A 23,013-nucleotide genomic window follows, 5' to 3' on the forward strand; every position below is an offset into this window, starting at 1 on the left:
TTGGGAGTTCTCCATGGCATTAACTCTGGGCTCAGATAAACCTAAATACTTGGTTTTATTTGTACTGGGTTTTGTGGGCATATTATCTTCTGTTTCACTTGTACCTCAGCTTATCTCGTTGTCGCCAGAGCCGCTGCCTATATCAATATTCTGGGTACAAGTAATATCCGTTATTCAAAGCAGTGTGTTGTTAATGTTGATGGTGGTGTTGGGCGGCGTTTTTGCAAAACGAGTGAATTTAACGACTCCAGTTATTGATAGATTATGTGGCGTATCGACACATCTGCCAAAGTTCACTGATATTCTGGTACCCGCTATATTCGGAGGTGTTTTTGGTGGGTTTTGTTTACTTGGTTTTTTCTATCTTATGGCAGGTTTTCTACCAATAGATTTTTTGCAAGCAAGCGAACGTTTTATTCCTCCATGGCATACTAAGTTGCTTTACGGTGGCATCACTGAAGAGATATTAGTGCGTTGGGGGCTAATGTCATTTTTTACTTGGGGCTGTTATAAAGTCTGCCAAACACATGGCAGTAAGATAAACGAATACAATTATGTGTTTGGTATCTTGTTATCAGCATTGTTGTTTGGTGTGGGGCATCTGCCTGTTGCACAGTTGTTGACCGATGAGCCTAGTGTTTATCTTTACCTGTACATCATAGTGGGCAATGCCATTTTTGGTTGTATTGCAGGCTGGCTATTTTACAAGCGCGGGCTTGAATGCGCTATATTGGCGCATATGGTTGCCCATATAACTGTGATAAGTTTTGGGGGATTTGGGGTTCAGTAACATGGTTGGATTTTTAAGGCCTGTCATTACTATTTTTCAAAGGTATTTAACCAATAAACTTGATTTCCAATCCATAACTGCTACCCCTATGACAAGCTCAGCGATAATAAATTTGTTGTATTTTTACTAATGTAGCGAAGAAGAATATGGGGATGTTGGATAAGTTAGATTAAGTTAAGCCATCCTTTTTATACTGGTATTAGATTTAGCAAAAAGTATTGACTCAGCATAGTCCTGTAGTATGTTTACGGATAATAAACACGCCTAAAAAAAGCTATTCGTAATTTGAACGTTCGATTTTTAACTATTACCTCCAGTGCTCTACTTTTTTTGCTGTGTTTCAGCCCTATTACATATGCCGGAAATGAAGATAACTTACAATTTTCTGGTTTTGCTCGTTTGCTAATGGGCTATGTGGACGATAAAAATGTCGAATATGTTGGGTATGGAAATAATGTTAGTTTTGACCAACAATCGCTGCTAGGTTTTCAAGCTGACTATAAATTGAGTGAGGAAATTTCCGTTACAGGTCAGCTGGTTGCATATACAGAAGAGCAACGTAATTCAGGACTTGAATGGTTATACCTCACTTATACACCCAATAATGCCCTGCAAGTTAAATTAGGTAGATTACGTATTCCGTTTTTTAATTATAGCGACAGTCTTGATATTGGTTTTGCTTATCCTTGGTTGACTCTACCGCAGCAGTTTTATGACACCGCTTTCTTTTCTAGTTTCGACGGTGTGTTAGCTAATTACCAATTTTCAGTTAATGATTGGTTGATCCACTACGAAGGTTATTGGGGGCGGTTTGACGACAAAATATATTTGGCTAGTCAAGAGATAGACACTAAGGTAAACGACCTTTTTGGGGTTAATGCTAGTGTAGGGTATAAAAATCTCACTTTTCGCGCCTCCTATAATCATGGCGATGCTAAGGTTGCACAAGAAGAGGCAAACCAGTTTAGTCAGCTATTACGTCAGCTGGGGTTTACAGATAATGCTGATTGGCTTAACGCTAACGGACTTATCCAGTTTTATCAATTAAGCGTTAATTATGAAAATTTGGATTATTTTGTGCGTAGTGAAGTCGCCAAAATGGTTGGTGAAAGTGGTTTAGTCGCAGACATTGATAGTTATTATATTTCGGCTGGGTATAACTTTTATCCATATACTGTATATCTCTCCTATGGTAAAAAAAATCTCCATTTTGATCACCTCGCCAATCAAATTCCATTTGGTTTGTCACCCGAACTAGATACTCTTGCCGCTACTTATCTTGGGGTATTAGCGGCCTTTCCTGACGACTCTTCAGTAGGTAAAAAACTAGGTATACGTTGGGATTGGCATTATAACTTAGCGCTCAAAGCCGAAATGACACTGGTGGAAGCTTATGACGATATCAGTAATGATTATGCAGTTAAAAACCTAGGAGGTTTTGATGGCCGAGCCATCTTGTATCAGCTTGGCTTAGAGTGGGTATTTTAATGAAAAGTCATACTACATTTATGTTTCTATGTTTTTATTTTGTTATGTCTGGCGTTTTTGCAAATGAGGAAAATAATGCAATTGTGGTGGTGGCGAATACACAAGATAGATCAATTCAACTCACTCGTCAGCAAGTGCGAAATTTGTTTATGGGTGGAACAGTACCTTTTGATTTACAAGCTATTGCACTGCCACCCGACAACCAAACCCGAGTGCTATTTAATACAAAAGTAGTAGGTTTAACAGAATCTCGTATTCAGTCGTATTGGGCGCAGATGCGTTTTACCGGACGAAAACAAGCTCCTAAAGAAGCTGATAGTGAAAGTATGGTGTTGAAATACCTTGAAAAACATGAAGGTTCAGTAGGGTATTTACCAGCAAGTATTTCCATTCCTGATGGATTAACTGTCATTTATTCCATTCGCTAATCGAGTATGTATACCACTGTGCCTATTTTTATATTTATACAAGCAACGTTAACTAGTAAAACCAACAGAGATTGGTTTTTACTTTTTAGTGCAAGGCTGTTGAAACTAACCTTAGTTATAACATTATGTTCAACCTCGCAAAATACGGCGTTATTAAAGTCATGATACATCGCATTCTTTATTTCATTTTTATGATTAGTTTGGCTCAGCTCAGCTGGATAGCGACACTACGAGCAGAAACTATCGATAAATTGCAATTTTCTGGTTTTGCCCGAGTAGTTATGGGTTACTTAGATGATAAAAATGCCGAATACCTTGGTTACGACAATTCAGTTAGTTTCGATCAAGAAAGCCTGATTGGTGTGCAAGTTGATTATCAGCTTCTAGACGAGCTAGCATTTACCGGCCAGCTAATTGGGCATACCGGCAAAGAACGAGACTCTGGTGTTGAATGGTTATATTTGACCTACGCCCCCACCAATAAACTAAAACTTAAACTTGGGAGACAACGAACGCCTTTTTTAAATTATAGTGATGTGATTGATGTAGGTTATGCCTACCCTTGGGCAACATTGCCACAACAAATTTACCCTAGACACTTCTTTTCAACATTTGATGGTTTGATGGCAAACTATGAAATTACCGGCAAAGAGTTTGTTATGAATATCGAAGGTTATTGGGGATATTTTGAAGATAAAATTGTTGTGTCCGAGCGCGTTATGAACGCTAAAACTAATGATTTTAGTGGTGTGATCAGTGTTGTTAACTATAAAAACTGGACTTTTAGAGGTTCATATCACCGAGGTAAAACGAGTATAGAGCTAGATGAGTTAACCGAATTTAGTGGGCTATTAGGACAACTTGGTTTTATTCAAAGTGCTGAATCTTTAGCAACGGCTGGTTTAACCGAGGTTTTTCAATTGAGTGCAAATTATGAGAACCTCAATTATTTTATTCGTACAGAGCTCAATCGTATTCAAGCCGATTTTGTTTTAGTGCCTGATACTGACGGTTATTCCATTTCTACTGGTTATAATTATTTTCCGTTTTCTACCTATATTGTTTATTCAAAAAACAAAACTCAATATGAGCAACCAGCTAGCGATATACCTGTGGGGTTGAGTCCGCAATTAGATGTAATCGCGTTTAGTTATCAAGAAATATTTAATCAGTTACCCGTAGATAGTTCAGAAGCTTTTACCATTGGCACTCGATGGGATTTGAAAGCGGGGTTAGCTCTAAAGGGAGAAGTAAGCTGGATTAACGGTGAAGAAACTGACAGAGCTTACTTTTCAATTAATGACCCAAGTTTCGATAGAAAAGCCACACTTTATTTACTAGCCCTAGAGTGGGTGTTTTAATATAAAAGTATCAAATTATTAGAACTTGGTATTCAGTCAGTTTTTAGTTCGTTGTTTATCCTTTTCACTAATTTAGACACCCCTGGTCTAACCCTTCTTACCATCAGGTCTTGCACTGGTGAGAATCGGCGCATAAACAACAACATATATGCTAAAGGCTATTGCCCACAACACCGCAGATAACACATTTAGGTTGAAGCTAAAATAAGTCTGAATATGAGGAGCGGTAAGTCGAATACTGCCGGCTATAACTATCAAGGCAAAGGCATATTTCATTATCCAATGTGGTGTCAGTGGCCTGCCTGAGTGACCGAGTGAAATACGCGCTATCATGGCTAATATCAGAGAACTCATTGCCCCTGCGGTTAAACCGTGTAACGCATTTGATGTGGATATGTTCACAGCAGCATAGTGTAAAGCGAACAATAAAAAACTGATTGGGATAAACCAATAGGCTAGATGTAATGACCACACTAATGGTGTTTTAAAGGTTACCTGAGGTCGCCAGCGTATAGCTCGAATGCTGTGGGCTATCGAACAAAGTATAAATAGTAAAACCATTAATTTGCTCGATATCATCTGCTGTAATCCGCAGAAATGGATCAGTAATATTATCGCAGTTAAACCAATTGTAGACTTTTCCAACCAAGGCAGATTATCTACTTTTTTTGTTTTAGTGCCATTTGCAGTGAACATGGGGAACACTCGACCAGCCACAACAGTCATTATCAAGGTGATAATCATAACCGTGCTGTAAATACCTTGAGTATAAAAATGTATCTCGCCAGTGATAACGGATAAATGTGTGAACAAGTTGGCCGTTGCCAGCAAAAGCAGTATCGGTACAAAAATAAGGTTTCGGTATTGCTTAACTTTTAACACTAGCTTTGCCATAAAAAACGCCGCTAGCAGTAAAAAACTTATGTCAAAAACAGCGGTGATCCACTGCAGCGTAAATATGTCGATTAACATAAATATACGAGCTAATAACCACAGAGTAAAAAGCACTATTAGCGGCTTTCCATGTGTGGCTCTTAGTCCTGTCCAGCTTTGTACTGCGGTAAGCAAGAAGCCGACAATAATAGCGGCAACAAACCCGAACAACATTTCGTGGGCATGCCAAAAAGTAACTCCACCGTAAGGCATAAAATAAAGTTCACCAGCCTGTACCAATGCCCAAGCACCGATTGACAGTATTGAAAATATACAAGCAAATAAGAAAAAGGGCCGAAACGCCTGTCGCCACAGAGGTGTTATTTTTAGTTCTTGATGTGGTTCTGAAATATTAATCATTATTCATTCCCAATATTTAACGAATGGCTAGGCCGAGTTGTTGCTGAGCGACTAAGCGCACCACATAAGACAACTTAAAAAGCCCAGCAAGGAGAATTTGCACAACGTGTAACATTGTAAGGCCAATCAGAGGGAAGTGGCTATCAAATCCGTATGCGAGAACAGCACAGATAACAAATATCACCAATGTTGTCAGCATAGAGGCGTTTGCTAATTTAAGTAATAAAGTATTATTCATAACATGCCTTTAATAAGTATCTTTTGTAAGGTGCATATTAGATGTATTATATATGGGTGTCAAACAGGCTTTTAATTTAAATCAATCATTGGATCACTAAGACTATTTATGCAACTCACTCGCTACACAGATTACGGGCTTCGAACCCTTATTTACCTTGCTTTATTACCTCAAGGAAGACGAGCGAGTATCGATGAAATAAGCACTACCTATGACATATCCAGAAATAATGTGAATAAAATTGTGCATCAACTCGGCAAGGCCGGGATCATCGAAACCAAAAGAGGCAAGGGCGGTGGTTTCTATTTAAAGAAAAAACCAGAAGAGTTAAATATTGGTGATTTAGTAGTACTGCTTGAAAACACTCTACAAGTGGTTGAATGTAAAACACCCCAGTGCCGAATATTACCTGCCTGCAAACTTAAAGGTATATTAGGCCAAGCGACCCAAGCATTTTTAGACAGTTTAAAAGCTTACACTTTGGCCAATTTATTAGAAGATGAGGCTAACAATTTGATTCAAATCTTGAATATTCAATCAGATTAAATTGAGCTTGATTTGGCGTAATCTATTTATCAGCATATTAAAAACAATAGAATTTTTCACCACTGAGGACACAGAGAGCACAGAGGGAAAACAGGTGAAAAAGAGAGTTGTTATTGGGTTTAGGAGCTAGAGCGGAATGGATCTAATGTGCTAAAAGCGGTTATTGTTGCACCTTTAATTATAACTTCGGCTTCACGCCCATAGCGGACTAAACATATCCAAATGAATTGAGAGGTAAATAAAGTGATTTCCCCCCTTTGATTTAGACTCGCTTAATTTTAAACTGACCCTATTATTACGATGTAGTGCCTATGCTCATGCACAATAATGATGGCGAACGCCCCCTCTCAAAGTTATTCTCGGTTTACTAGTCATTGCCTTTTCTATAACCTTTATCCCAATCAACAACATAAGCTGCTTTCATTGAGGCCAAATTTGGAACACCACAATAGATAAATGGAATTTAGAGCAAAGCAGATAGCTCCACCGAAGAGCTGGGATCGATTTGAAGATTTATGTCATTCTTTGTTTAAACAAGTCTGGGCAGATCCACTCGCTCAAAAAGAAGGCAGGCGAGGACAACCCCAGCATGGCGTGGACATCGTAGGCTCACCACAGGCTGAAAGAAACTGTTATCACGCAGTGCAGTGCAAAGGTAAGGATGCCAATTACGGCAGTTCGGCAAACTGGGATGAGGTACTCGCTGAAATTGGCAAGACTGAGCGTTTCTCTCCAAAACTAGACCATTGGATTTTCGCAACCACTGCGCCTGTCGACGGAAAATTGCAAGCTGCGGCCAGAAAACTATCCGTAAAGCGCTCTGAGGCCAACCAGTTTACGGTAAGCGTTTTAGGCTGGGAAGAAATCCAAGCTTTAATGGCGGAACATCCATCTGTTGTTGAAGAATTCTACCCCGAAGCGGCATTCAATCTACCTGCCATTCTTCAGGTACTCCAAGACATAGCTAACGCCCAAGACCATGTGTCAGAATACCAAACAACTCTAAATACAACCCATTACACTGAATGTAGTAGCACAGTTTGGCATGACATATCCTTTCAAGGAGGCCGTGATCTAGGGCCCGCCCTAATGGGACGACCTTTAGGCCCCTCAGACACCGCTGCCTGCCCACAACTAAGCGAAGTCAACGTAATCGTCAGTATGCTTCAATCAGCATATAGCTCTCGGCTATTCGGTATCCCCGGTGCAGGTAAATCTATATGTGCTTATCAAGCCGCCTTGGGACTTTCGAAACAAGGTTTTTCAGTTAAGCGCTTGGTAAACCCAGAAACTCGGAACATCAGGCTTAACGGGAGCGATTCTTCAGAGAAAACCCTTTATTTGATTGATGACGCTCACTTGATGCCCCTTGAAACACTTGAACTCTTAGAGGATTCAACGAACACAACCACATTGCTACTGTCTATTCACAATGCCATCGAGAGGCAAACCATTCCTAGAGGGGCTGTATTTCTCGACCATGAAAGGGCGGTAAAAACAATCGCTGCAAGCTTACTCAGCCAAAGAGAAAAAACTCTTGAGGTAGTTAGTCGAGCCGATGATAATATCGGCGAGGGAATGATGGACACCAGCCTTGAGCATCGTATCAATGATGCCGAGGCTGCTGCAACAATGCCCTGGCAGTTTTGCTTCATACTTGGTGGTGGCTGGCGTCGAGCAAAGCAAGTGGTAGATGCTGCCAAATCCGCTGAAGCTGATTTCGTGCTGGCAGCAATTGCAGCTAGACAAATTGCCTCTCGTGACGAAATTGTAGATGACGATGAAATAATAAGCTTGTGCCAGCCACACGGGCTGAACCAACAAGTAATCAAAACAGCCATCAAGTGGTTAGCCAGCGAGCGCCTCATTCTCTCAGTACAGGATTGCCGTACACCACATCAACGGTTTGCCGCTGTGACACTACATCAAATACTCATCAATAGAGGCAGCGAAAAGCGCGGGGAAATATTCAGACTTATAGAAACAATTCTCTGTGACTGCTCCTACCCACTGCACGGTATCCGCAACCTTCTGCATGAACTTCGGTTCGGTCATGGCGACTATCGTTGGAACCGGATGAAACCGCTCCAAACGACAACGATACAACTAATTGCAGACCGTTGCTGGCGTAGCGTGACACACGAGGAGAGAAACGTCGGTTGCATTACACTTAATGAACTCGATGGCTTTGATGAAGATTGGGCAAACAATTTAATCGAGCCCCATTCACAGCTTTTATCAAATTGGATCAGTGATCCCGGTACAGCAGGAAATGGACTGGGTTGGCTACTCAACAATCTCCGAAACACCAATAAGAATTTGCACAGCCAAGTTGTATCTCGATCATCTCCGGAAAAACTCGGCATTGCTTTTTCTACCATAACACCCGAAACAGCGTATGGAATGTCCTCTCTATTAAGCTCTGTTGACAGTGACCGGCACCCGGATTGGCAAGCTCAACTAACCAGCGCTTTAGAAAAAGACAAGCTGCTATTGATAGCGACGCAATGGACAGATACGGAGCAGGCCTTTATTTTCGCTAAAACATGCCACACGGTGAGCTATTGTGATGAGACTCTGGCTCTTGATATGTTGGATAAGTACATTCCTATTGCCCAAGAAGTGCTTGTCAAAGACCCTATAAATGGCTTTCATGAGTTGGATGATATCGCTATGCACGTCCTGCGTATCTTTGACCCCTTAGGAATATACAACCGTAAGCTGAAAGCTGATGCTAGACGATGGAAAATTGGTCGTAGAATATGCACCAAACTTGACGCAGAACAACTCGCGATTAGATTATCAGAAACACCAAAACGTGAGTTTCAACAAGCAGCTTTTTTCCTGAACTTCTTGTTCAAATGTGCACCGAGGAAGTTCAATGCTGTTGTTGGAAAACTTAACTGGGAAAAAATATCAGTCACTATCGGCAAAGATTGGGAAAACCCTCCCCATGAAGTTGAAGTTTTACTGGGCACATTGCATGCTGAAAAAACCGAAAGGCCCGCAGTAACCAAATTTATCGAAGAGAACGCCAGCCAGATTTATAAATTCCCCCCTCGCTTTGTACTAATGGCATCAGAGGCCGCAATTCAGCACGTGGTTAACGGCCGGGAAATTCGACTTGTTCAATATGATCATGTTGACTGGGATTTCGGCACCTATGTTATTGAGCTTTTTGCAGAAAAGAGACCTGATGTGCTTGATACAGTGATAAGCCCCTTTACGGGAGACATTGCAAAATCTCTTTCAAGACCAAATTCGAGCTGGTTTACAGATTCAGGAGCCTTCCTGGAATCATTACGTAACCACTCCCCGGATACTTTACGTTCAATCCTAGCCAAAGTGGATACTGCAACAGCTTCAGAAGGTTGGAGTGATAGTCTTTCGAAAAAAGACGGTGCAAGAATATCTGCCGCCATCTTAGTGGATTTCGCCATAGAACTTTCTGGAGAAATAGGAGCTCTAGCTCAAAGGCTACGTAAACACTTTCCCTCAGCATCCATTCCAAAACAAAAAGCACTCCCCTTCGCCGAAAAACGTTCAAGCCGCTGACGTCATAGTCGATAATTTTATTGGGTTTACCAAGCTGGGTTTACCAAGCCACCCATAACAATTTGACTAAATAAAAAGACAAGCTAGGCTTTGATAGGGGTTTACCAAGCCACCCATAACAATTTGACTAAATAAAAAGACAAGCTAGGCTTTGATAGGGGTTTACCAAGCGGGGTTTACCAAGCCACCCATAACAATTTGACTAAATAAAAAGACAAACTAGGCTTTAGTTAGGAAATAAATCAAAGGATTGATGTCATGCCCCAGCCACGTAGTAGTCAAATTTGTTTATCGGATACTCCTTATTACCATTGTGTTTCCCGTTGTGTACGGCGTTCTTTTTTGTGCGGTGTGGATAGTTATTCAGGTCAAAGTTATGAACATCGCCGTGGATGGGTTGAAGAGCGGTTGTTGTTTCTATCTTCAATATTTTCAATTGATATATGTGCTTATGCTGTGATGAGTAACCATGTGCATGTGGTATTACATGTGGATGTGCAACAAGTGATGGCTTGGACAGATAGTGAAGTGGTTGAACGCTGGCACCGCCTACATAAAGGCACATTGCTCACGCAAATGTTTGTAAGAGGTGACACGTTAAGCCAAAGTCAACAACTCACCTTAGATGACACCATAATCGAGTATCGCAAGCGCTTACATGATATTAGCTGGTTGATGGGTAACCTGAATGAACATATTGCCCGAGAAGCCAATAAAGAGGATGACTGCACAGGCAGGTTCTGGGAAGGACGGTTTAAATCACAAGCCTTATTAGATGAAGCAGCATTACTGTCCTGTATGGCCTATGTTGACCTTAACCCTATTCGAGCCAAGATAGCGGATACCCCAGAAACGTCAGAGCACACCAGTATTAAAAAACGCTTAGAATCAATAAAAGCCCCCATCACAACACCTTCACTGATGTCTTTTGTCGGCAACCCCAGACAAGATATGCCAAAAGGCATCGCTTTCTCACTCAAAGACTACTGTGAGTTAGTGGATATAACAGGCAGAATAATCAGAGATGACAAAGCAGGACATATTGAGCATCAACAACAACCCATATTACAAAGGTTAGGTTTATCAGACGACCAATGGCTCACCCTCACCACAGAGTTTGAAAGGCATTTTTGTTATGCTGCAGGAGCAGAAATGATGATGAACCAGTTCAAAGCGCACACAGGCCATCAACGTATTCGAGGCATGGGTAAAGCAAAAACGCTGCTACGTTGCGCATAACCTCAAGAAACCAGTCAATGTATAACCAATAAGGCACAGTTGTGCCCACACCCAGTTTAAAAGCCTATTTTTTCCACAAAAAGGCTGAAACTAACCTTCTGTTTCATTCCTCCTATCAATCCATAGCATTTACACACTGAAAATCGATATTGAATATTTAGGGTAGAATCATAATTTTATTATGGGTGGCTTGGTAAAAGCTGGCTTGGTATAATTTTATTATGGGTGGCTTGGTAAAAGCTGGCTTGGTAAAAGCTGATGACAACCACGACGTGATTGTTTGAATGTAAGTCAATGCCCGAGTAAAATGACATAACAGCCTCCCGTTGTGATGGTTTGAGCACCTTTCAGCATAGCTGAACATAGACTCGGAGGCTGACTTGAGGATTTTTACAGAGAGCACAGAGGAAAAACAGGTGAAAAACAGGTGAAAAAGAGAGTTGTTATCTATCACAATACATAAACCATTTATGATTTAACTTATCCTCGTTGGCTGGGCTAGTAGGCAAACATCAAGTTGTAAGTATTTGAGAGCACTTGTATCTAAGTAATTCCCTTAGTGCGATTACTGCAGGGCTGACTTGTTTTCTGCTTGGGCAGACTAGGTGGAGTTCTACTGATGGTGACTGATAATTGGAGAGGATCTGTAGCAGTTTTCCACTGAGTAAGTCTGCAAAGACATCTATCTTCGCCCTATATGCAATACCTTTGCCGCGAGTAGCCCAGCGTCGAACAATATCGGTATCATTACTCAACTTGTTACCATCAACTCTAATTTTGCAGTTTCCAGACTTACTCATATATTCCCAATTGCTAAAGGGATGTCCATCTCTTTTATGTAGTAAACAATTGTGTTTTCTCAGGTCCCTAGGATGTACAGGCTCACCGTATTTAGTTATGTAATCTGGTGATACACAGGTGACCCTATCCATAGCCGCAATCAGAAATGACACCATTGTTGAGTCTTTGGGTTGGCCATAACGAAGTGCTACATCAACGTGGTCTAAATAAAAATCAGAAAGGGAATCACCTATACTTAAATCTATTGATAAATTGGGATGTAGTTCGACTAATTCATCAATCCAAGGCAGCACTACATTACGACCTAAATCTGATGATACCGACAATCGTAGTTTTCCGCGTATATTTCCTTCAAACTGATGAGCAGCTATTTGCCCTTGCTCTAAACTGTCTAGTGCTTGTCGACAATGAAACAGAAATTGCTCTCCTTGAGGAGTAATACGTAGCTGTCTTGTTGTTCTTATAAACAATGGTACATCTAGCTGTTTCTCTAATCGTCGAAGAGCAGCGCTAACGGCAGGTGGCGTTACACCTAACTGTTTTGCCGTTTCAGTTATGCTGCTTGTTTCAACAATTCGAATAAATAAACTTAGATCTGATGTGTTCATTATAAACTTATTTTTAATAGTGTTTTAAGTATTGGTGTGTTTTTAGTTTATAGAAAGTGATTGATAATGTCTTATCTTCTTTATAAAGTTTTTGATTAATCAAAGGTACTTATGAGTTCCCCCGCTATATTTGAACATTCGCTAGATCGTCCGCTAATACTACCTTGTGGCGCAGTTATTAAAAATAGACTCGTAAAATCTGCTATGTCAGATTCGCTTGCTGACGGGGAGGGTAATGCGACAAATGCTCAAGCTCGACTTTATGAAAGGTGGGCTGAAGGTGGAGTTGGGTTATCTATTATTGGTGAGGTACAGGTAGATCATCGCTATCCTGAAAAACCCGGTAATTTGGTTTTAGAGAAGGGCACTGATCTTTATATGTTACGTACTTTAGCTGCTTGTGCCTCAATTAATGGCGCTCATATATGGCCTCAATTGGGTCACGCTGGAGGGTTGTCTCATTTGCCAATAAGTAAACCAAAAGGGCCTTCTGCACTCAATATTGATAATTTTGAGTGTGCTGGAATGTCGGCGGTGGAAATATCTCAGTTACCTGAAATATATGCTAAGGCTGCAATAATTGCGAAGGAGGTTGGCTTCACAGGTGTACAAATCCACGCTGGTCATGGCTTTTTACTTAGTCAGTTTTTATCTCCACTATTCAATCATCGACAAGATAAATATGGCGGTTCCATAGCAGCACGATGCAGAATTATTGTCGAGATAATCGATAAGGTCAGAGATGCGGTTGGTAATTCATTTCCTGTAGGAATAAAGATTAACTCAACAGATCAGCTTGAAGGCGGTTTAACAGAAGATGATGCTTTAGAAGCTATCCGTATTCTCGATAATACCTCGATTGACTTAATAGAAATAAGTGGGGGATCTTATTTTCCAGGAGCAGAATCTAGCTCCGAAGGGGCTTTGAAAGGGCCATATTTTATCGAATTTGCAGTAAAAGCAAGATGTCTAACACGTATACCTTTAATGGTAACTGGTGGCTTTAAAAATTGCGATCAGGCAGTAAAATCACTGGAAAGTGGTGTTGTCGACTTTGTAGGCTTAGCGCGAGCATTAGTCATTAAGCCAGATCTTGCTAATGACTGGCTATCAGGCACAAATAATGGGCCTGATTTTCCTAAATTCGAATCGCCACCTTCTGGTGGAATAACGGCATGGTACACGATGCTTTTAACCGCAATTGGAAATGATAACGATGATGGTTTTAAAACTGGGCTTTTATCCGCAATCCATCAGTATGAGAGTCGTGATGATGCTCGCTGTAACCAGTGGATTCAAAAGTTTTCAGACTAACGAATAACTAATTATTAAGTCTTGTGACGCCGTGAGGCTTCAGTAATCTGGGATTGACCTTCCCAGAAAAATATCCCGTTGCACATGCCAAGTTCCCTTTTTATTCTTTGTTGGATTTGTTACTCCGCACCCTGCACGACATGGACGACTCTCTATGAACTCATTCGTCATCAATGGGTCATCACTAAATTCGACACTATCGATATAATAAGTGCCTTTTTGGGGCTCAATTACATGTAAATGAATATGCTCAGGTATACTTCTATTTGGATATGCTTGCGGACGAATTGTTTCAAAACTATATTTGCCATGTTTGTCGGTTAACACCCAGCCTCGGAATCCACCATGAAAGGTTTTCCCTTTAGGATAAATTCCTTCATTATTCGTTTGATAGGCATAAATGATAACTCCTGCTGCTGGCTTTCCGTCGATCTTGTAGGCAGTTCCATTTAGAATGAGAGGTTCCCCTTCCACTTTGTATGGCGCAATTCTGGCATGAGACTTTAATTGTTTTGGCAATCCAACGAATACTAACTCGCATCCCTGACATGGACCACCAATCGTTGGTTCATTGGCAACTGCGGAAGTAATTACAAGAAAAAATGTAAACATTAAAATCATAGATTTTTTCATATTAGGCTCTCTCTTTTATTTTAAATTATTAAAAAAACATCTTTCGTAATGTGTCGTCTTTCCTGATGAAGTGATGATAGGACCCTGCAAAAACATGAAGGATGATGAGCAGGCCAGCAATCCATTTTCCCAAAAAAACATGAACCAGTTCAGCTACTTTTTCTAGTGATTCTATGGTTGTTCCAGCGACCTTCTGAATTTCGATGTCCCCTGAAAAATCTAGATCATAAACGAAAAAGAAATCAATTTTCCCTCCGCCAGAATGTAGGTAGTTTGCAATTGATAGGTAGCCAGTTATTGGCATGGTGAACATGATTGCATACAACGAGAAGTGAACCAGCCTTTTAGAAACAACAATCAGTTGAGATTTAGTTTCATTTGTTGGGACTGGATCCAAGGTTCGCCACAGTATTCGTAAGATGACAATGACGCCAATACTAATACCGACAGACATATGAAGTTGAATAGCAAACCAATTTTCAAATTCGCTTTGCGCAAGCCATTCACGGAAATAAATAGCTACATATGACACTGCAAATAACATTGCTGTTATCCAGTGAAAAGATTTTGCGATTAATCCGTATGACTGGTTTGTGTTGGTGAGCTTCATTTGTGTACCAAGAAAAACATCCAGAAGATGCCTGCAAAGTCACATATGAATTACTTAGACTCAATACCAAATCACTTAAAGTGATGAGTTTATAGCTTTAGCTGAGGAGCAATCAAATCGACGCCTGAACTGCTTGACATAATTTCTGCTTAGGCGAAGGGTTGTGCCATTGAGCAACGTCAAGTCATAATCGCCATTTAACCTAGATTGGTAGGAATGGATCTTGTCCAAATTTACAATGAATGAGCGATGTACTCTAACAAATCGAGGAGCCAAACTTTCTGATAAGGACTTAAGAGATGCGGTGTGCAGATATTGTTTATTCGCCAACTGGATAGAAACGTAAGGCGTAGCGGATTTAATAAATAGTATATCCGAAAACTTAATAAGGAAGTTACTTTTGCCTGATTTTATAGATATAGAATCAGGTCTCAAACTTTGCTTAGCAGATGCCTGATCTTTAAAATTTTGTTCTCTTTTCTTTTTTATTATGAAGTACTTTAAACTGCTAATGAATGCTGCATACACTAACAATATCTTAACCAAGTCGTTGGCTAAGGTATAAGTTAATACTTTCATGAATCCGTATGATTGCTCTCGAAAGATGGATGATAAAAACCAAATTATTAATGCAACAAGCAATAAATGCGCTAAGGAAGCAAGAGTTAACATCTTTGCTAAGAATGTAAAAGAGACGGTCGATTTTTTATCAAATTGCAGTTTAATCAAAAGGATAATGGGAGGGAATACTACCCAGAAGCACTTAAACAGCATGGACTCATAAAGAAAAAATGGATATCCATTTCGTTGTGAATGCAGATAATCCTGAAATATTGCCAGAGTTATAGTCATGGTCAATAATGCTAAAGCTGTTAGTTTTAGGCTGTGATTTTCTAGAGTATAACCGCCAAATTTAAGCTTATATATCATTCAGTATCCCCTCATACTCCGAATATCAAATTTTTGGATCGCGACTATTACTTTCAAAACATCATAACGAAACATTGGTAAGTGTAGTAGAGCGATTAGTAAATTATGTTTTGGGTCTAATAGGGCAAGTCCACGGCGTAGATGTCCCCTTGAACTCACAGGCTTTAACGGATATTTACAGCCTGCGACCGACTGTTTTTCGCTCAGGAGCCATTCTCTATAAGTTTGGGGATGTGTCAAATCAATAGATTCGCAGAATAATCATATTGATCTAAATATATTTGATATCAATCTTGGTTTTTATCAACTGCTTTTCTCTGCGGACTCTGTGGTTATTATTCTTATCTTTTTTGACTTTTTTTTAGGTCTGTTGTTTTAGGTCAACACTGCAAGAGTATTCTGTTATAATCGCGCCGATTTTTTGAACAGCTTTTTAGAACTTTTTTGAGACCATAATGCCAACTATTCAACCTGCCTCTCGATCCAAGCCTGTCGCCCGTATGAAAGCGGATCGCGGCTTGTTTTCCTTTCCTAAATATTGGGCGGAATGTTTTGGGCCTGCGCCGTTTTTACCTATGTCCCGTAAAGAGATGGATCAACTTGGTTGGGATAGTTGCGACATTATTCTGGTTACCGGTGATGCCTATGTGGATCACCCTAGTTTTGGTATGGCGGTAATTGGTCGGACATTAGAAGCGCAGGGGTTTAGAGTAGGGATTATTTCTCAACCTGATTGGCATAGCAAAGATGCGTTTATGCAACTCGGCGAACCTAATTTATTTTTTGGTGTGACCGCAGGCAACATGGACTCGATGATCAATCGTTATACAGCCGAGCGTAAGTTACGTCATGATGATGCTTATACCCCAAACAACGAAGGCGGAAAACGTCCAGACCGTGCAGTTACTGTTTATACTCAGCGTTGTAAAGAAGCCTATAAAAAGCCTGTTGTCATTGGCGGTATTGAAGCCAGTTTAAGGCGTATCGCTCACTATGATTATTGGTCAGACAAAGTGCGTCGTAGTGTGTTGTTTGACTCAAAAGCCGATATGTTGATGTTTGGTAACGCTGAGCGACCTTTACTCGAAATGGCTCATCGTTTTGCTGCTGGTGAAACCATAGACCAAATGCAAGATATCCGTGGTACGGCAGTTATTCGTAAAGAGCCGTTACCCGGTTGGCAAGGTGTGGACTCGACCCATCTAGACAGTATTGGTAAAATTGAACCTATTATTAGCCCATATGAAACTATAGAAGATAAATGTGCAGTCTCCTCAGAAGCGGAGAGGCAAGCGGCAATTGAAGAGCAAAAAGCTCAGCCTATAGTGATCCAGCCGTTTACCTCGAAAACCGAAAGGCGCAAACCTTGGGATAAAACCTATGTGTTGCTGCCAGCTTATGATGTGGTGCGCGCCGAAAAAACCCATTACGCTCATACATCACGTATTTTGCATAAAGAAACCAACCCAGGTTGTGCCCGTGCACTTGTGCAACGCCACGGTGATCGCATTATTTGGATCAACCCACCTGCTTATCCACTGGAAACCGAAGAAATGGATGCGGTGTTTGATTTACCTTATGCACGTGTGCCACACCCTAGTTATGGTAAGGCGAAGATCCCAGCCTATGACATGATCAAAACTTCAGTGAATATCATGCGTGGTTGTTTTGGTGGTTGTACTTTTTGTTCGATTACCGAGCATGAGGGCAGGGTGATCCAAAGCCGTTCAGAAGAATCCATTATTCGTGAAATAGAAAATATTCGCGACAAAGTACCAGGTTTTACCGGTGTTATCTCCGATCTTGGTGGTCCAACGGCGAATATGTATAAGTTGCGTTGTAAAAGCCCTAAAGCCGAACAAGCTTGTCGTCGTTTATCTTGCGTATGGCCAGAAATATGTGGGCATCTCGATACAGACCAATCACCTACGACAAATTTATACCGTAAGGCCCGTGATGTGGAGGGGGTTAAAAAAGTATTGATTGCCTCGGGCGTACGTTACGACTTGGCTATAGAAGATCCTGAGTATGTTAAAGAATTAGTGACCCATCATGTTGGTGGCTACTTAAAAATTGCTCCAGAACATACCGAAAAAGCACCGCTTGATAAAATGATGAAGCCGGGCATGGGCACTTACGACAAGTTTAAAGTGTTGTTTGATAAATACACCAAAGAAGCGGGCAAAGACCAATACCTTATTCCTTACTTTATATCGGCGCATCCGGGTACTGAAAACGAAGATATGCTGAACTTGGCGTTATGGCTCAAAGAGCGTAATTTTAAGTTAGATCAAGTACAAAACTTCTATCCGTCACCTATGGCCAATGCCACCACTATGTATCACACCGGCAAAAACCCGATACATAAAGTGAATCACAAGAGTGAAGAGGTACAAGTGCCTAAAGGTGAAATTCATCGCCGCCTGCATCGAGCATTTTTACGTTATCACGACTCAGCCAACTGGCCGTTATTGCGTAAAACTCTAAAAGAAATGGGCAAAGCACATCTTATTGGCAACAGCCCTAAATGTTTGGTACCTGCAGAAAGCCGTAATGAACTTAAAGGCCGTGATCAGAAAGAGTTCGCCAAGCGTTCAGGCAATAAAGCGTTTGCTAAAGGCAAGTCTGCTAATGCTGCAAAAGCGCAGAAGGGGCTCACGCGTTTTAGTGACAATCAACCCCATAACGACGCGGCTAAAGCAGCCCAAGAAAATCGTGGGAAATCGAGTAGTAAAAAAAGAAAACCACATTAAATTAATGGTTTAGAGCAAATTTGCATTTTTGTATTAATACAAGGCAATCTGTTGATCTAGTAATCTATGGTCAATCAACAAAAGTGATTGACCATGTGTGTTGTCAACTAAGTTTGGGCGCTCTGTGGGCGGTATGGACTATCTCAAACACAGGTTACCTATAACGGATAGTAAATGGCTAACTTACAGGTTTTTACAGACGCTAGTGTTAATACTCAGTTGAAAGTGGGATATGGCGCTTACCTCGTTGTATCCGCTCAAGATACCTCTATTGATACGCTGAAAACCAAGGTGAAAATCAAACGTTTTGAGCACACAAGCTCGACTAAATTGGAATTACAAACCTTGTTGTGGTCATTGAATGAAATTATTGCATTCAATGATAATAGCGATATCACTTTGACTATTTATACTGATTCTCAAAATATCATAGGTTTGCCTGATAGACGAAGTCGCCTCGAACAGGATCATTATTTATCAGGTAATAATAAGCTGCTGAATAACTATGCCTTGTATCAGGAGTTTTACCGCGTAATCTCTAAAATAAAATGCCAATTTGTCAAAGTGGTTGGCCATCAACGTTCTAGTAAAAAAGATGAAATAGATAGAGTGTTTAGTTTGGTTGATAAGGCATCTAGGCGAGCGTTGCGTGATGAGTTTTAAAGTGCTTTAAGATTTATGCCAAAATTTGAGCGAACAGTATTTCCGAATAATAAAAGGCACATGATCTAATGTGCCTATATCTATATATTTTATAAATGAGGACCCGCTAAGGTAAGGGCTTTACCTTCTTCATTATCAGTGAACTTAGTAAAATTGTTGATAAACAATTCGGCTAGGTTTTTTGCTTTTTTATCCCATTCATCCAAGTCCGAATAGGTTTTTCGTGGGTCTAAAATGTGGCTATCTACTCCCGATAACGTTTTTGGGAATGCTAGGTTAAAATAGGGCAAAATTTCACATTCAGCATTTTCCACTTCGCCACTTAATATTGCATTAATAATAGCCCGCGTTGCCGCCAAACTAATACGTTTACCTGTGCCATTCCAACCAGTGTTAACTAAATATGCGCTTGCTCCTGCATCGGCCATTCTTCGCTCCAATACTTCGGCATACTGAGTTGGATGTAAGCTTAAGAAAGCCTGTCCGAAACAAGATGAAAAGGTAGGGGTAGGGTGAGTCACACCGCGTTCGGTACCAGCTAGTTTTGCAGTGAAACCTGATAAATAATGATACTTAGCTTGTTCACTGGTTAAACGTGATACTGGCGGAAACACCCCAAATGCATCGGCGGTCAAAAAAATAACTTTTTTGGCGGGGCCTGCTTTGCTAATGCCTAGAACGCGATTTTCTATATGTTCAATGGGATATGACACACGAGTGTTTTCTGTTTTTGTGTTATCAGAATAATCAGGAATATTGCCCTTAATGACAACATTTTCTAATAAGGCGTTACGTCTAATAGCGTGATAAATTTCTGGCTCTTTATCTGGATCTAAATCAATGGTTTTTGCATAACAACCACCTTCGAAATTAAACACTCCATCATCGTCCCAACCGTGTTCATCGTCACCAATTAAGGCGCGCTGAGGATCGGCTGACAAGGTTGTTTTTCCTGTACCCGATAATCCAAAAAATATCGCGGTATCATTATTTTTACACACATTTGCCGAGCAATGCATTGAAGCAATACCTTGCAGAGGAAGAAAGTAGTTCATCATTGAAAACATGCCTTTCTTCATTTCGCCGCCATACCAAGTGCCGCCAATTAATTGCATTTTTTCAGTTAAGTTAAATGCAACAAAGGTTTCGGAGTTAGTCTGATGTTTTTTGAAATCTGGGTCGGAAGCTTTTGAGGCATTCATGACCACAAAATCGGGTTCAAAATTATCAAGTTGCTCTTCTGTAGGGCGAATAAACATATTTTTCACGAAGTGGGCTTGCCAAGCAACTTGCATAACAAACCTGACGTTAAGTGCCGTATTGGTGTTTGCCCCACAAATAGCATCCACCACATACAGCTCGCCATCTGAAAGTTGTTGCTGACTGATGTTTTTTAACGCTTTCCAGGTTTCTAATGAAATAGGTTTATTGTCGTTATTATTTTCTGGGGTCTTCCACCAAACTGTATCTTTGGTTGTATCATCTTTTACCAAAAATTTATCTTTTGGCGAACGCCCTGTATAAATTCCAGTGTCAACATTGACTGCACCCGAATCAGTGACTGTGCCTTTCTCGAAACTTTTTAAGGCTTCATCCGTTTCAGCTGCAAACAGGGCATCATAGGTGGGGTTATGGATAATATTGGTTATGTTTTTGAGTCCAATCGTCGCTAAATGCGCGCGAACTTTATCGAGTCTGGTACTTTTTGATCTTTGTGGTTGCTGTTCTTTAATTGTCATATTTAAATCCCAAGGCGCTAGTTGTACTGGACTTGTTAATCTGTGGCATTATCCTCACTGTTTTTATACACAGAAAAAAATAATAAATCACAATAACCATATTATGTCGGTTATAAGGACTGTGAATAAAAGATTACAAAATGGAAAGAGATTTAAATTTAGCAACTCATTAAATATAAAAAAGAGAGCCCTAGGGCTCTCTTCTATTTATTACTTACAAACTAAGTTGAAATTAAGCTTTTTTCGCCGCTGGCTTAGCAGCTAATTTAGCAACAGCAGCTGTTAATGCGTCTATTTTTGCACTTAACTCTTCGATTTTCTGGTCATTGTCTGTGTTGTTCAAACCAAGTTTGCTGCGAACTGTCTCGATGCGAGCTTCGATTTCAGTTTTTTCAACCACTTTGGTTTTTACTTCTTCAACTTTGTCTTTACCTTCAGCTTCAAGCTTTTCGCCTTTAACTACTAGCTCGTTAAACAATTTGTTTGAATCTGTTGATAGTGATTCGATACGGCCTTTTACTTCTTCATAGCCTTTACCATATGCACCAAGTCCAGCTAACCAAACTTTACGAGCCATATCTTCAGCAGTAGCGGCTTTTTCTTTAATCATGTCGATGTTGTTCATAATATTTACTCCGTTGATATTTAAAATTATGGGTCTTGCTTTGATGGGTTCTATATTAGGGAGATAAATTAGAAATCGCATACTAATTACACAACTATTTTGAAATTATTTTAAATCTTAGTGAGCGACTTAATTATTCCTAAATTGGCGTGCGATTACGCGAATTTTAAAATATGGAACTAATTATGTTGTTTGGTGGTTTTATTATCATCGCTGAAAGCTGGTTTGAATTGTGGCGTTCTGAATCTATGCTGGGTCCAGTGCTGCAATCAGCGTTCCGATATGGTGGCTTTATTGGTTTCATTGCTTTGTTCGTGGTCGCGAAGTACAGTTAACCTGAACACCGGAGAGGCCAAACAGTCCCACACCACTTTTATTGCGTCAATCTTCGTTGAACTTGCATACAATAGTGCTAGTACTACACAAGTTCGCTTCGATAACCCCAATAAAACATTGCGAAATTAGGTTGTTTTTCAAACCATTCTTCGAAGAATATTTCAGCTTGCGCATACATCATATGATGTACTAGGCCGCCCCGTTTTTAGTGAATTTCTTTAAGTGTTTTCTGCTGTGACTTGTTTTGTGCCGTCACTATATCTCTACAAAGTAACATGTCAGGAATTTTTGCTGAGGCTCCTTTGTAAAATCCTATTTCGGCCGCAAAGTTGGCGGGATTGTTAAACGTACCAAACAGAATATCGAAAATAGGTAAGTCAGAATAATTATAGGCATGAACACCTTTTTCATGATGCACTGAGTGGCTTTCTGGACGTTGCACTAAGTAGCCTAACCACTGGGGTGTTTTGATATTGGTATGTTGGAATATTACCAAAAACATAGTAATGAATAAAAAGTAAGTTGTGGTTTGCGGACTCACACCAACAATGAGCGCCAAACTTAAACTCCCTACCATAGTAAAGCCAATCATATCTAAGGGACTAAAATAAAACGCGCCATAAGTATCGACTCTTTCTACACTGTGATGCATTTGATGGAATGAACGCCACAACCAATTGGTTTGATGCATAGTGCGGTGCCAAACATAAATCAGAAATTCAAACACCAGTACGGCTATTAATGTGCTCAAATACACATTCATCGAAGCAAGGTTGAGTAGTTGATATTCGACTAGGTACTTGTCCCAATATAGAGGTAGGTAGCTAGCAAGGTAAAAATACACGACAAAGGTTAGCATTGCTCGTGGTATCCACCCTTTGACTTTTATCAGCTTGCGTCCCGGTGTTATAGCTTCGAGTATCATTAATGCTGCATATAGAGCGAGGACGCTCAAAGAAATAGGGTCAAGTAAGATTTCAATTGGTGTAGGCATAGTCTTTTCCTTGATGACAAATAGTGTTGGTTGCAGCTGTCTAGTATCGAATGTGACTATTCATTTGCT

General features: G+C 40.3%; 20 protein-coding genes. 11 read left to right on the forward strand and 9 right to left on the reverse strand.

The features are described from left to right. Positions 1-13: 13 nt before the first annotated feature. From GARC_RS20090 to GARC_RS20105, 4 genes are all read left to right on the forward strand, one after another. Positions 14-790, forward strand: coding sequence for a CPBP family intramembrane glutamic endopeptidase (locus GARC_RS20090; RefSeq protein ID WP_007623757.1), 777 nt, complete (start codon positions 14-16; stop codon positions 788-790). A gap of 285 nt (positions 791-1,075) precedes the next feature. Then, on the forward strand, positions 1,076-2,278 hold the full coding sequence (locus GARC_RS20095) for a porin (RefSeq protein ID WP_007623759.1): 1,203 nt from the start codon (positions 1,076-1,078) through the stop codon (positions 2,276-2,278). Next, a complete protein-coding gene (locus tag GARC_RS20100) occupies positions 2,278-2,706 on the forward strand; it encodes a hypothetical protein (protein ID WP_007623760.1) in 429 nt (142 codons plus the stop codon). Before GARC_RS20095 ends, GARC_RS20100 begins: the two co-directional genes overlap by 1 nt. A gap of 125 nt (positions 2,707-2,831) precedes the next feature. Then, the gene (locus GARC_RS20105) at positions 2,832-4,067 is read left to right on the forward strand and encodes a hypothetical protein (RefSeq protein ID WP_226989243.1); all 1,236 of its coding nucleotides are present in this window, start codon (positions 2,832-2,834) and stop codon (positions 4,065-4,067) included. An 87-nt stretch (positions 4,068-4,154) separates the two neighbouring features. Here GARC_RS20105 and GARC_RS20110 read toward each other — a convergent pair whose 3' ends face one another. Next, complete coding sequence (locus GARC_RS20110) at positions 4,155-5,360, reverse strand: NnrS family protein (protein ID WP_007623772.1); 1,206 nt, start codon at positions 5,358-5,360, stop codon at positions 4,155-4,157. 16 nt (positions 5,361-5,376) lie between these two features. Next, a complete protein-coding gene (locus GARC_RS20115) occupies positions 5,377-5,598 on the reverse strand; it encodes a hypothetical protein (RefSeq protein WP_007623774.1) in 222 nt (73 codons plus the stop codon). A 108-nt stretch (positions 5,599-5,706) separates the two neighbouring features. Between GARC_RS20115 and GARC_RS20120 the strand changes: the two genes are divergently transcribed. The 3 genes from GARC_RS20120 (at position 5,707) to GARC_RS20130 (ending at position 10,938) form a co-directional block, all read left to right on the forward strand. After that, the gene (locus GARC_RS20120; protein ID WP_007623776.1) at positions 5,707-6,144 is read left to right on the forward strand and encodes an Rrf2 family transcriptional regulator; all 438 of its coding nucleotides are present in this window, start codon (positions 5,707-5,709) and stop codon (positions 6,142-6,144) included. A 456-nt stretch (positions 6,145-6,600) separates the two neighbouring features. Further along, positions 6,601-9,699: a restriction endonuclease gene (locus tag GARC_RS20125; RefSeq protein WP_007623778.1), complete on the forward strand. Its 3,099-nt coding sequence runs from the start codon at positions 6,601-6,603 to the stop codon at positions 9,697-9,699. 258 nt (positions 9,700-9,957) lie between these two features. After that, complete coding sequence (locus GARC_RS20130; protein WP_007623780.1) at positions 9,958-10,938, forward strand: transposase; 981 nt, start codon at positions 9,958-9,960, stop codon at positions 10,936-10,938. Between the two features lie 512 nt (positions 10,939-11,450). Here GARC_RS20130 and GARC_RS20135 read toward each other — a convergent pair. Then, positions 11,451-12,347, reverse strand: coding sequence for a LysR family transcriptional regulator (locus GARC_RS20135; protein ID WP_007623783.1), 897 nt, complete (start codon positions 12,345-12,347; stop codon positions 11,451-11,453). Between the two features lie 111 nt (positions 12,348-12,458). Here GARC_RS20135 and GARC_RS20140 point away from each other — a divergent pair, with 111 nt between their 5' ends. After that, positions 12,459-13,661 carry an NADH:flavin oxidoreductase/NADH oxidase family protein gene (locus GARC_RS20140; RefSeq protein WP_007623784.1) on the forward strand — a complete coding sequence of 401 codons (1,203 nt, stop codon included), beginning with the start codon at positions 12,459-12,461 and terminating at the stop codon, positions 13,659-13,661. Between the two features lie 39 nt (positions 13,662-13,700). On the opposite strand, the gene GARC_RS20145 is transcribed toward GARC_RS20140, so the two are convergent. From GARC_RS20145 to GARC_RS20155, 3 genes are all read right to left on the reverse strand, one after another. Continuing rightward, entirely contained in the window at positions 13,701-14,294 is a 594-nt protein-coding gene (locus GARC_RS20145) for a dioxygenase family protein (protein ID WP_007623785.1), read from the reverse strand. A gap of 28 nt (positions 14,295-14,322) precedes the next feature. Beyond that, a complete protein-coding gene (locus tag GARC_RS20150; RefSeq protein ID WP_007623786.1) occupies positions 14,323-14,904 on the reverse strand; it encodes a cytochrome b in 582 nt (193 codons plus the stop codon). 75 nt (positions 14,905-14,979) lie between these two features. Next, positions 14,980-15,834 (reverse strand): LytR/AlgR family response regulator transcription factor, encoded by an 855-nt coding sequence (locus GARC_RS20155; protein ID WP_007623787.1) that lies wholly within the window; start codon positions 15,832-15,834, stop codon positions 14,980-14,982. 455 nt (positions 15,835-16,289) lie between these two features. Here GARC_RS20155 and GARC_RS20160 point away from each other — a divergent pair, with 455 nt between their 5' ends. Both GARC_RS20160 and GARC_RS20165 read left to right on the forward strand, forming a co-directional pair. Beyond that, positions 16,290-18,587, forward strand: coding sequence for a YgiQ family radical SAM protein (locus GARC_RS20160; protein ID WP_007623788.1), 2,298 nt, complete (start codon positions 16,290-16,292; stop codon positions 18,585-18,587). 174 nt (positions 18,588-18,761) lie between these two features. After that, positions 18,762-19,250: a ribonuclease HI gene (locus GARC_RS20165; RefSeq protein WP_007623789.1), complete on the forward strand. Its 489-nt coding sequence runs from the start codon at positions 18,762-18,764 to the stop codon at positions 19,248-19,250. A gap of 89 nt (positions 19,251-19,339) precedes the next feature. Here the strand turns inward: GARC_RS20165 and pckA are convergent, their stop codons facing one another. Next, positions 19,340-20,989, reverse strand: a complete 1,650-nt coding sequence (gene pckA / locus GARC_RS20170) for a phosphoenolpyruvate carboxykinase (ATP) (RefSeq protein ID WP_007623790.1) — start codon at positions 20,987-20,989, stop codon at positions 19,340-19,342. A 232-nt stretch (positions 20,990-21,221) separates the two neighbouring features. Beyond that, positions 21,222-21,614, reverse strand: a complete 393-nt coding sequence (locus GARC_RS20175) for a phasin-related domain-containing protein (RefSeq protein WP_007623792.1) — start codon at positions 21,612-21,614, stop codon at positions 21,222-21,224. 185 nt (positions 21,615-21,799) lie between these two features. On the opposite strand from GARC_RS20175, the gene GARC_RS26815 reads away from it, so the two are divergent. Then, positions 21,800-21,949: a DUF2165 family protein gene (locus tag GARC_RS26815; RefSeq protein WP_007623793.1), complete on the forward strand. Its 150-nt coding sequence runs from the start codon at positions 21,800-21,802 to the stop codon at positions 21,947-21,949. Positions 21,950-22,155: 206 nt separating this feature from the next. Here GARC_RS26815 and GARC_RS20180 read toward each other — a convergent pair whose 3' ends face one another. Then, positions 22,156-22,944: a sterol desaturase family protein gene (locus GARC_RS20180; protein ID WP_007623794.1), complete on the reverse strand. Its 789-nt coding sequence runs from the start codon at positions 22,942-22,944 to the stop codon at positions 22,156-22,158. Positions 22,945-23,013 lie beyond the last annotated feature (69 nt).

This window comes from Paraglaciecola arctica BSs20135, assembly GCF_000314995.1.
Taxonomy (GTDB): Bacteria; Pseudomonadota; Gammaproteobacteria; order Enterobacterales; family Alteromonadaceae; genus Paraglaciecola; species Paraglaciecola arctica.

What these genes read in the sequence shown, in the direction of transcription:
- GARC_RS20135 (WP_007623783.1), bottom strand. Translation starts at nt 12,347, where the DNA reads ATGAACACATCAGATCTAAGTTTATTTATTCGAATTGTTGAAACAAGC.
- GARC_RS20130 (WP_007623780.1), top strand. Translation starts at nt 9,958, where the DNA reads ATGCCCCAGCCACGTAGTAGTCAAATTTGTTTATCGGATACTCCTTAT.
- GARC_RS20175 (WP_007623792.1), bottom strand. Translation starts at nt 21,614, where the DNA reads ATGAACAACATCGACATGATTAAAGAAAAAGCCGCTACTGCTGAAGAT.
- GARC_RS20150 (WP_007623786.1), bottom strand. Translation starts at nt 14,904, where the DNA reads ATGAAGCTCACCAACACAAACCAGTCATACGGATTAATCGCAAAATCT.
- GARC_RS20105 (WP_226989243.1), top strand. Translation starts at nt 2,832, where the DNA reads ATGTTCAACCTCGCAAAATACGGCGTTATTAAAGTCATGATACATCGC.
- pckA (WP_007623790.1), bottom strand. Translation starts at nt 20,989, where the DNA reads ATGACAATTAAAGAACAGCAACCACAAAGATCAAAAAGTACCAGACTC.
- GARC_RS20110 (WP_007623772.1), bottom strand. Translation starts at nt 5,360, where the DNA reads ATGATTAATATTTCAGAACCACATCAAGAACTAAAAATAACACCTCTG.
- GARC_RS20090 (WP_007623757.1), top strand. Translation starts at nt 14, where the DNA reads ATGGCATTAACTCTGGGCTCAGATAAACCTAAATACTTGGTTTTATTT.
- GARC_RS20180 (WP_007623794.1), bottom strand. Translation starts at nt 22,944, where the DNA reads ATGCCTACACCAATTGAAATCTTACTTGACCCTATTTCTTTGAGCGTC.
- GARC_RS26815 (WP_007623793.1), top strand. Translation starts at nt 21,800, where the DNA reads ATGTTGTTTGGTGGTTTTATTATCATCGCTGAAAGCTGGTTTGAATTG.
- GARC_RS20115 (WP_007623774.1), bottom strand. Translation starts at nt 5,598, where the DNA reads ATGAATAATACTTTATTACTTAAATTAGCAAACGCCTCTATGCTGACA.
- GARC_RS20100 (WP_007623760.1), top strand. Translation starts at nt 2,278, where the DNA reads ATGAAAAGTCATACTACATTTATGTTTCTATGTTTTTATTTTGTTATG.
- GARC_RS20155 (WP_007623787.1), bottom strand. Translation starts at nt 15,834, where the DNA reads ATGATATATAAGCTTAAATTTGGCGGTTATACTCTAGAAAATCACAGC.
- GARC_RS20120 (WP_007623776.1), top strand. Translation starts at nt 5,707, where the DNA reads ATGCAACTCACTCGCTACACAGATTACGGGCTTCGAACCCTTATTTAC.
- GARC_RS20125 (WP_007623778.1), top strand. Translation starts at nt 6,601, where the DNA reads ATGGAATTTAGAGCAAAGCAGATAGCTCCACCGAAGAGCTGGGATCGA.
- GARC_RS20160 (WP_007623788.1), top strand. Translation starts at nt 16,290, where the DNA reads ATGCCAACTATTCAACCTGCCTCTCGATCCAAGCCTGTCGCCCGTATG.
- GARC_RS20140 (WP_007623784.1), top strand. Translation starts at nt 12,459, where the DNA reads ATGAGTTCCCCCGCTATATTTGAACATTCGCTAGATCGTCCGCTAATA.
- GARC_RS20165 (WP_007623789.1), top strand. Translation starts at nt 18,762, where the DNA reads ATGGCTAACTTACAGGTTTTTACAGACGCTAGTGTTAATACTCAGTTG.
- GARC_RS20145 (WP_007623785.1), bottom strand. Translation starts at nt 14,294, where the DNA reads ATGAAAAAATCTATGATTTTAATGTTTACATTTTTTCTTGTAATTACT.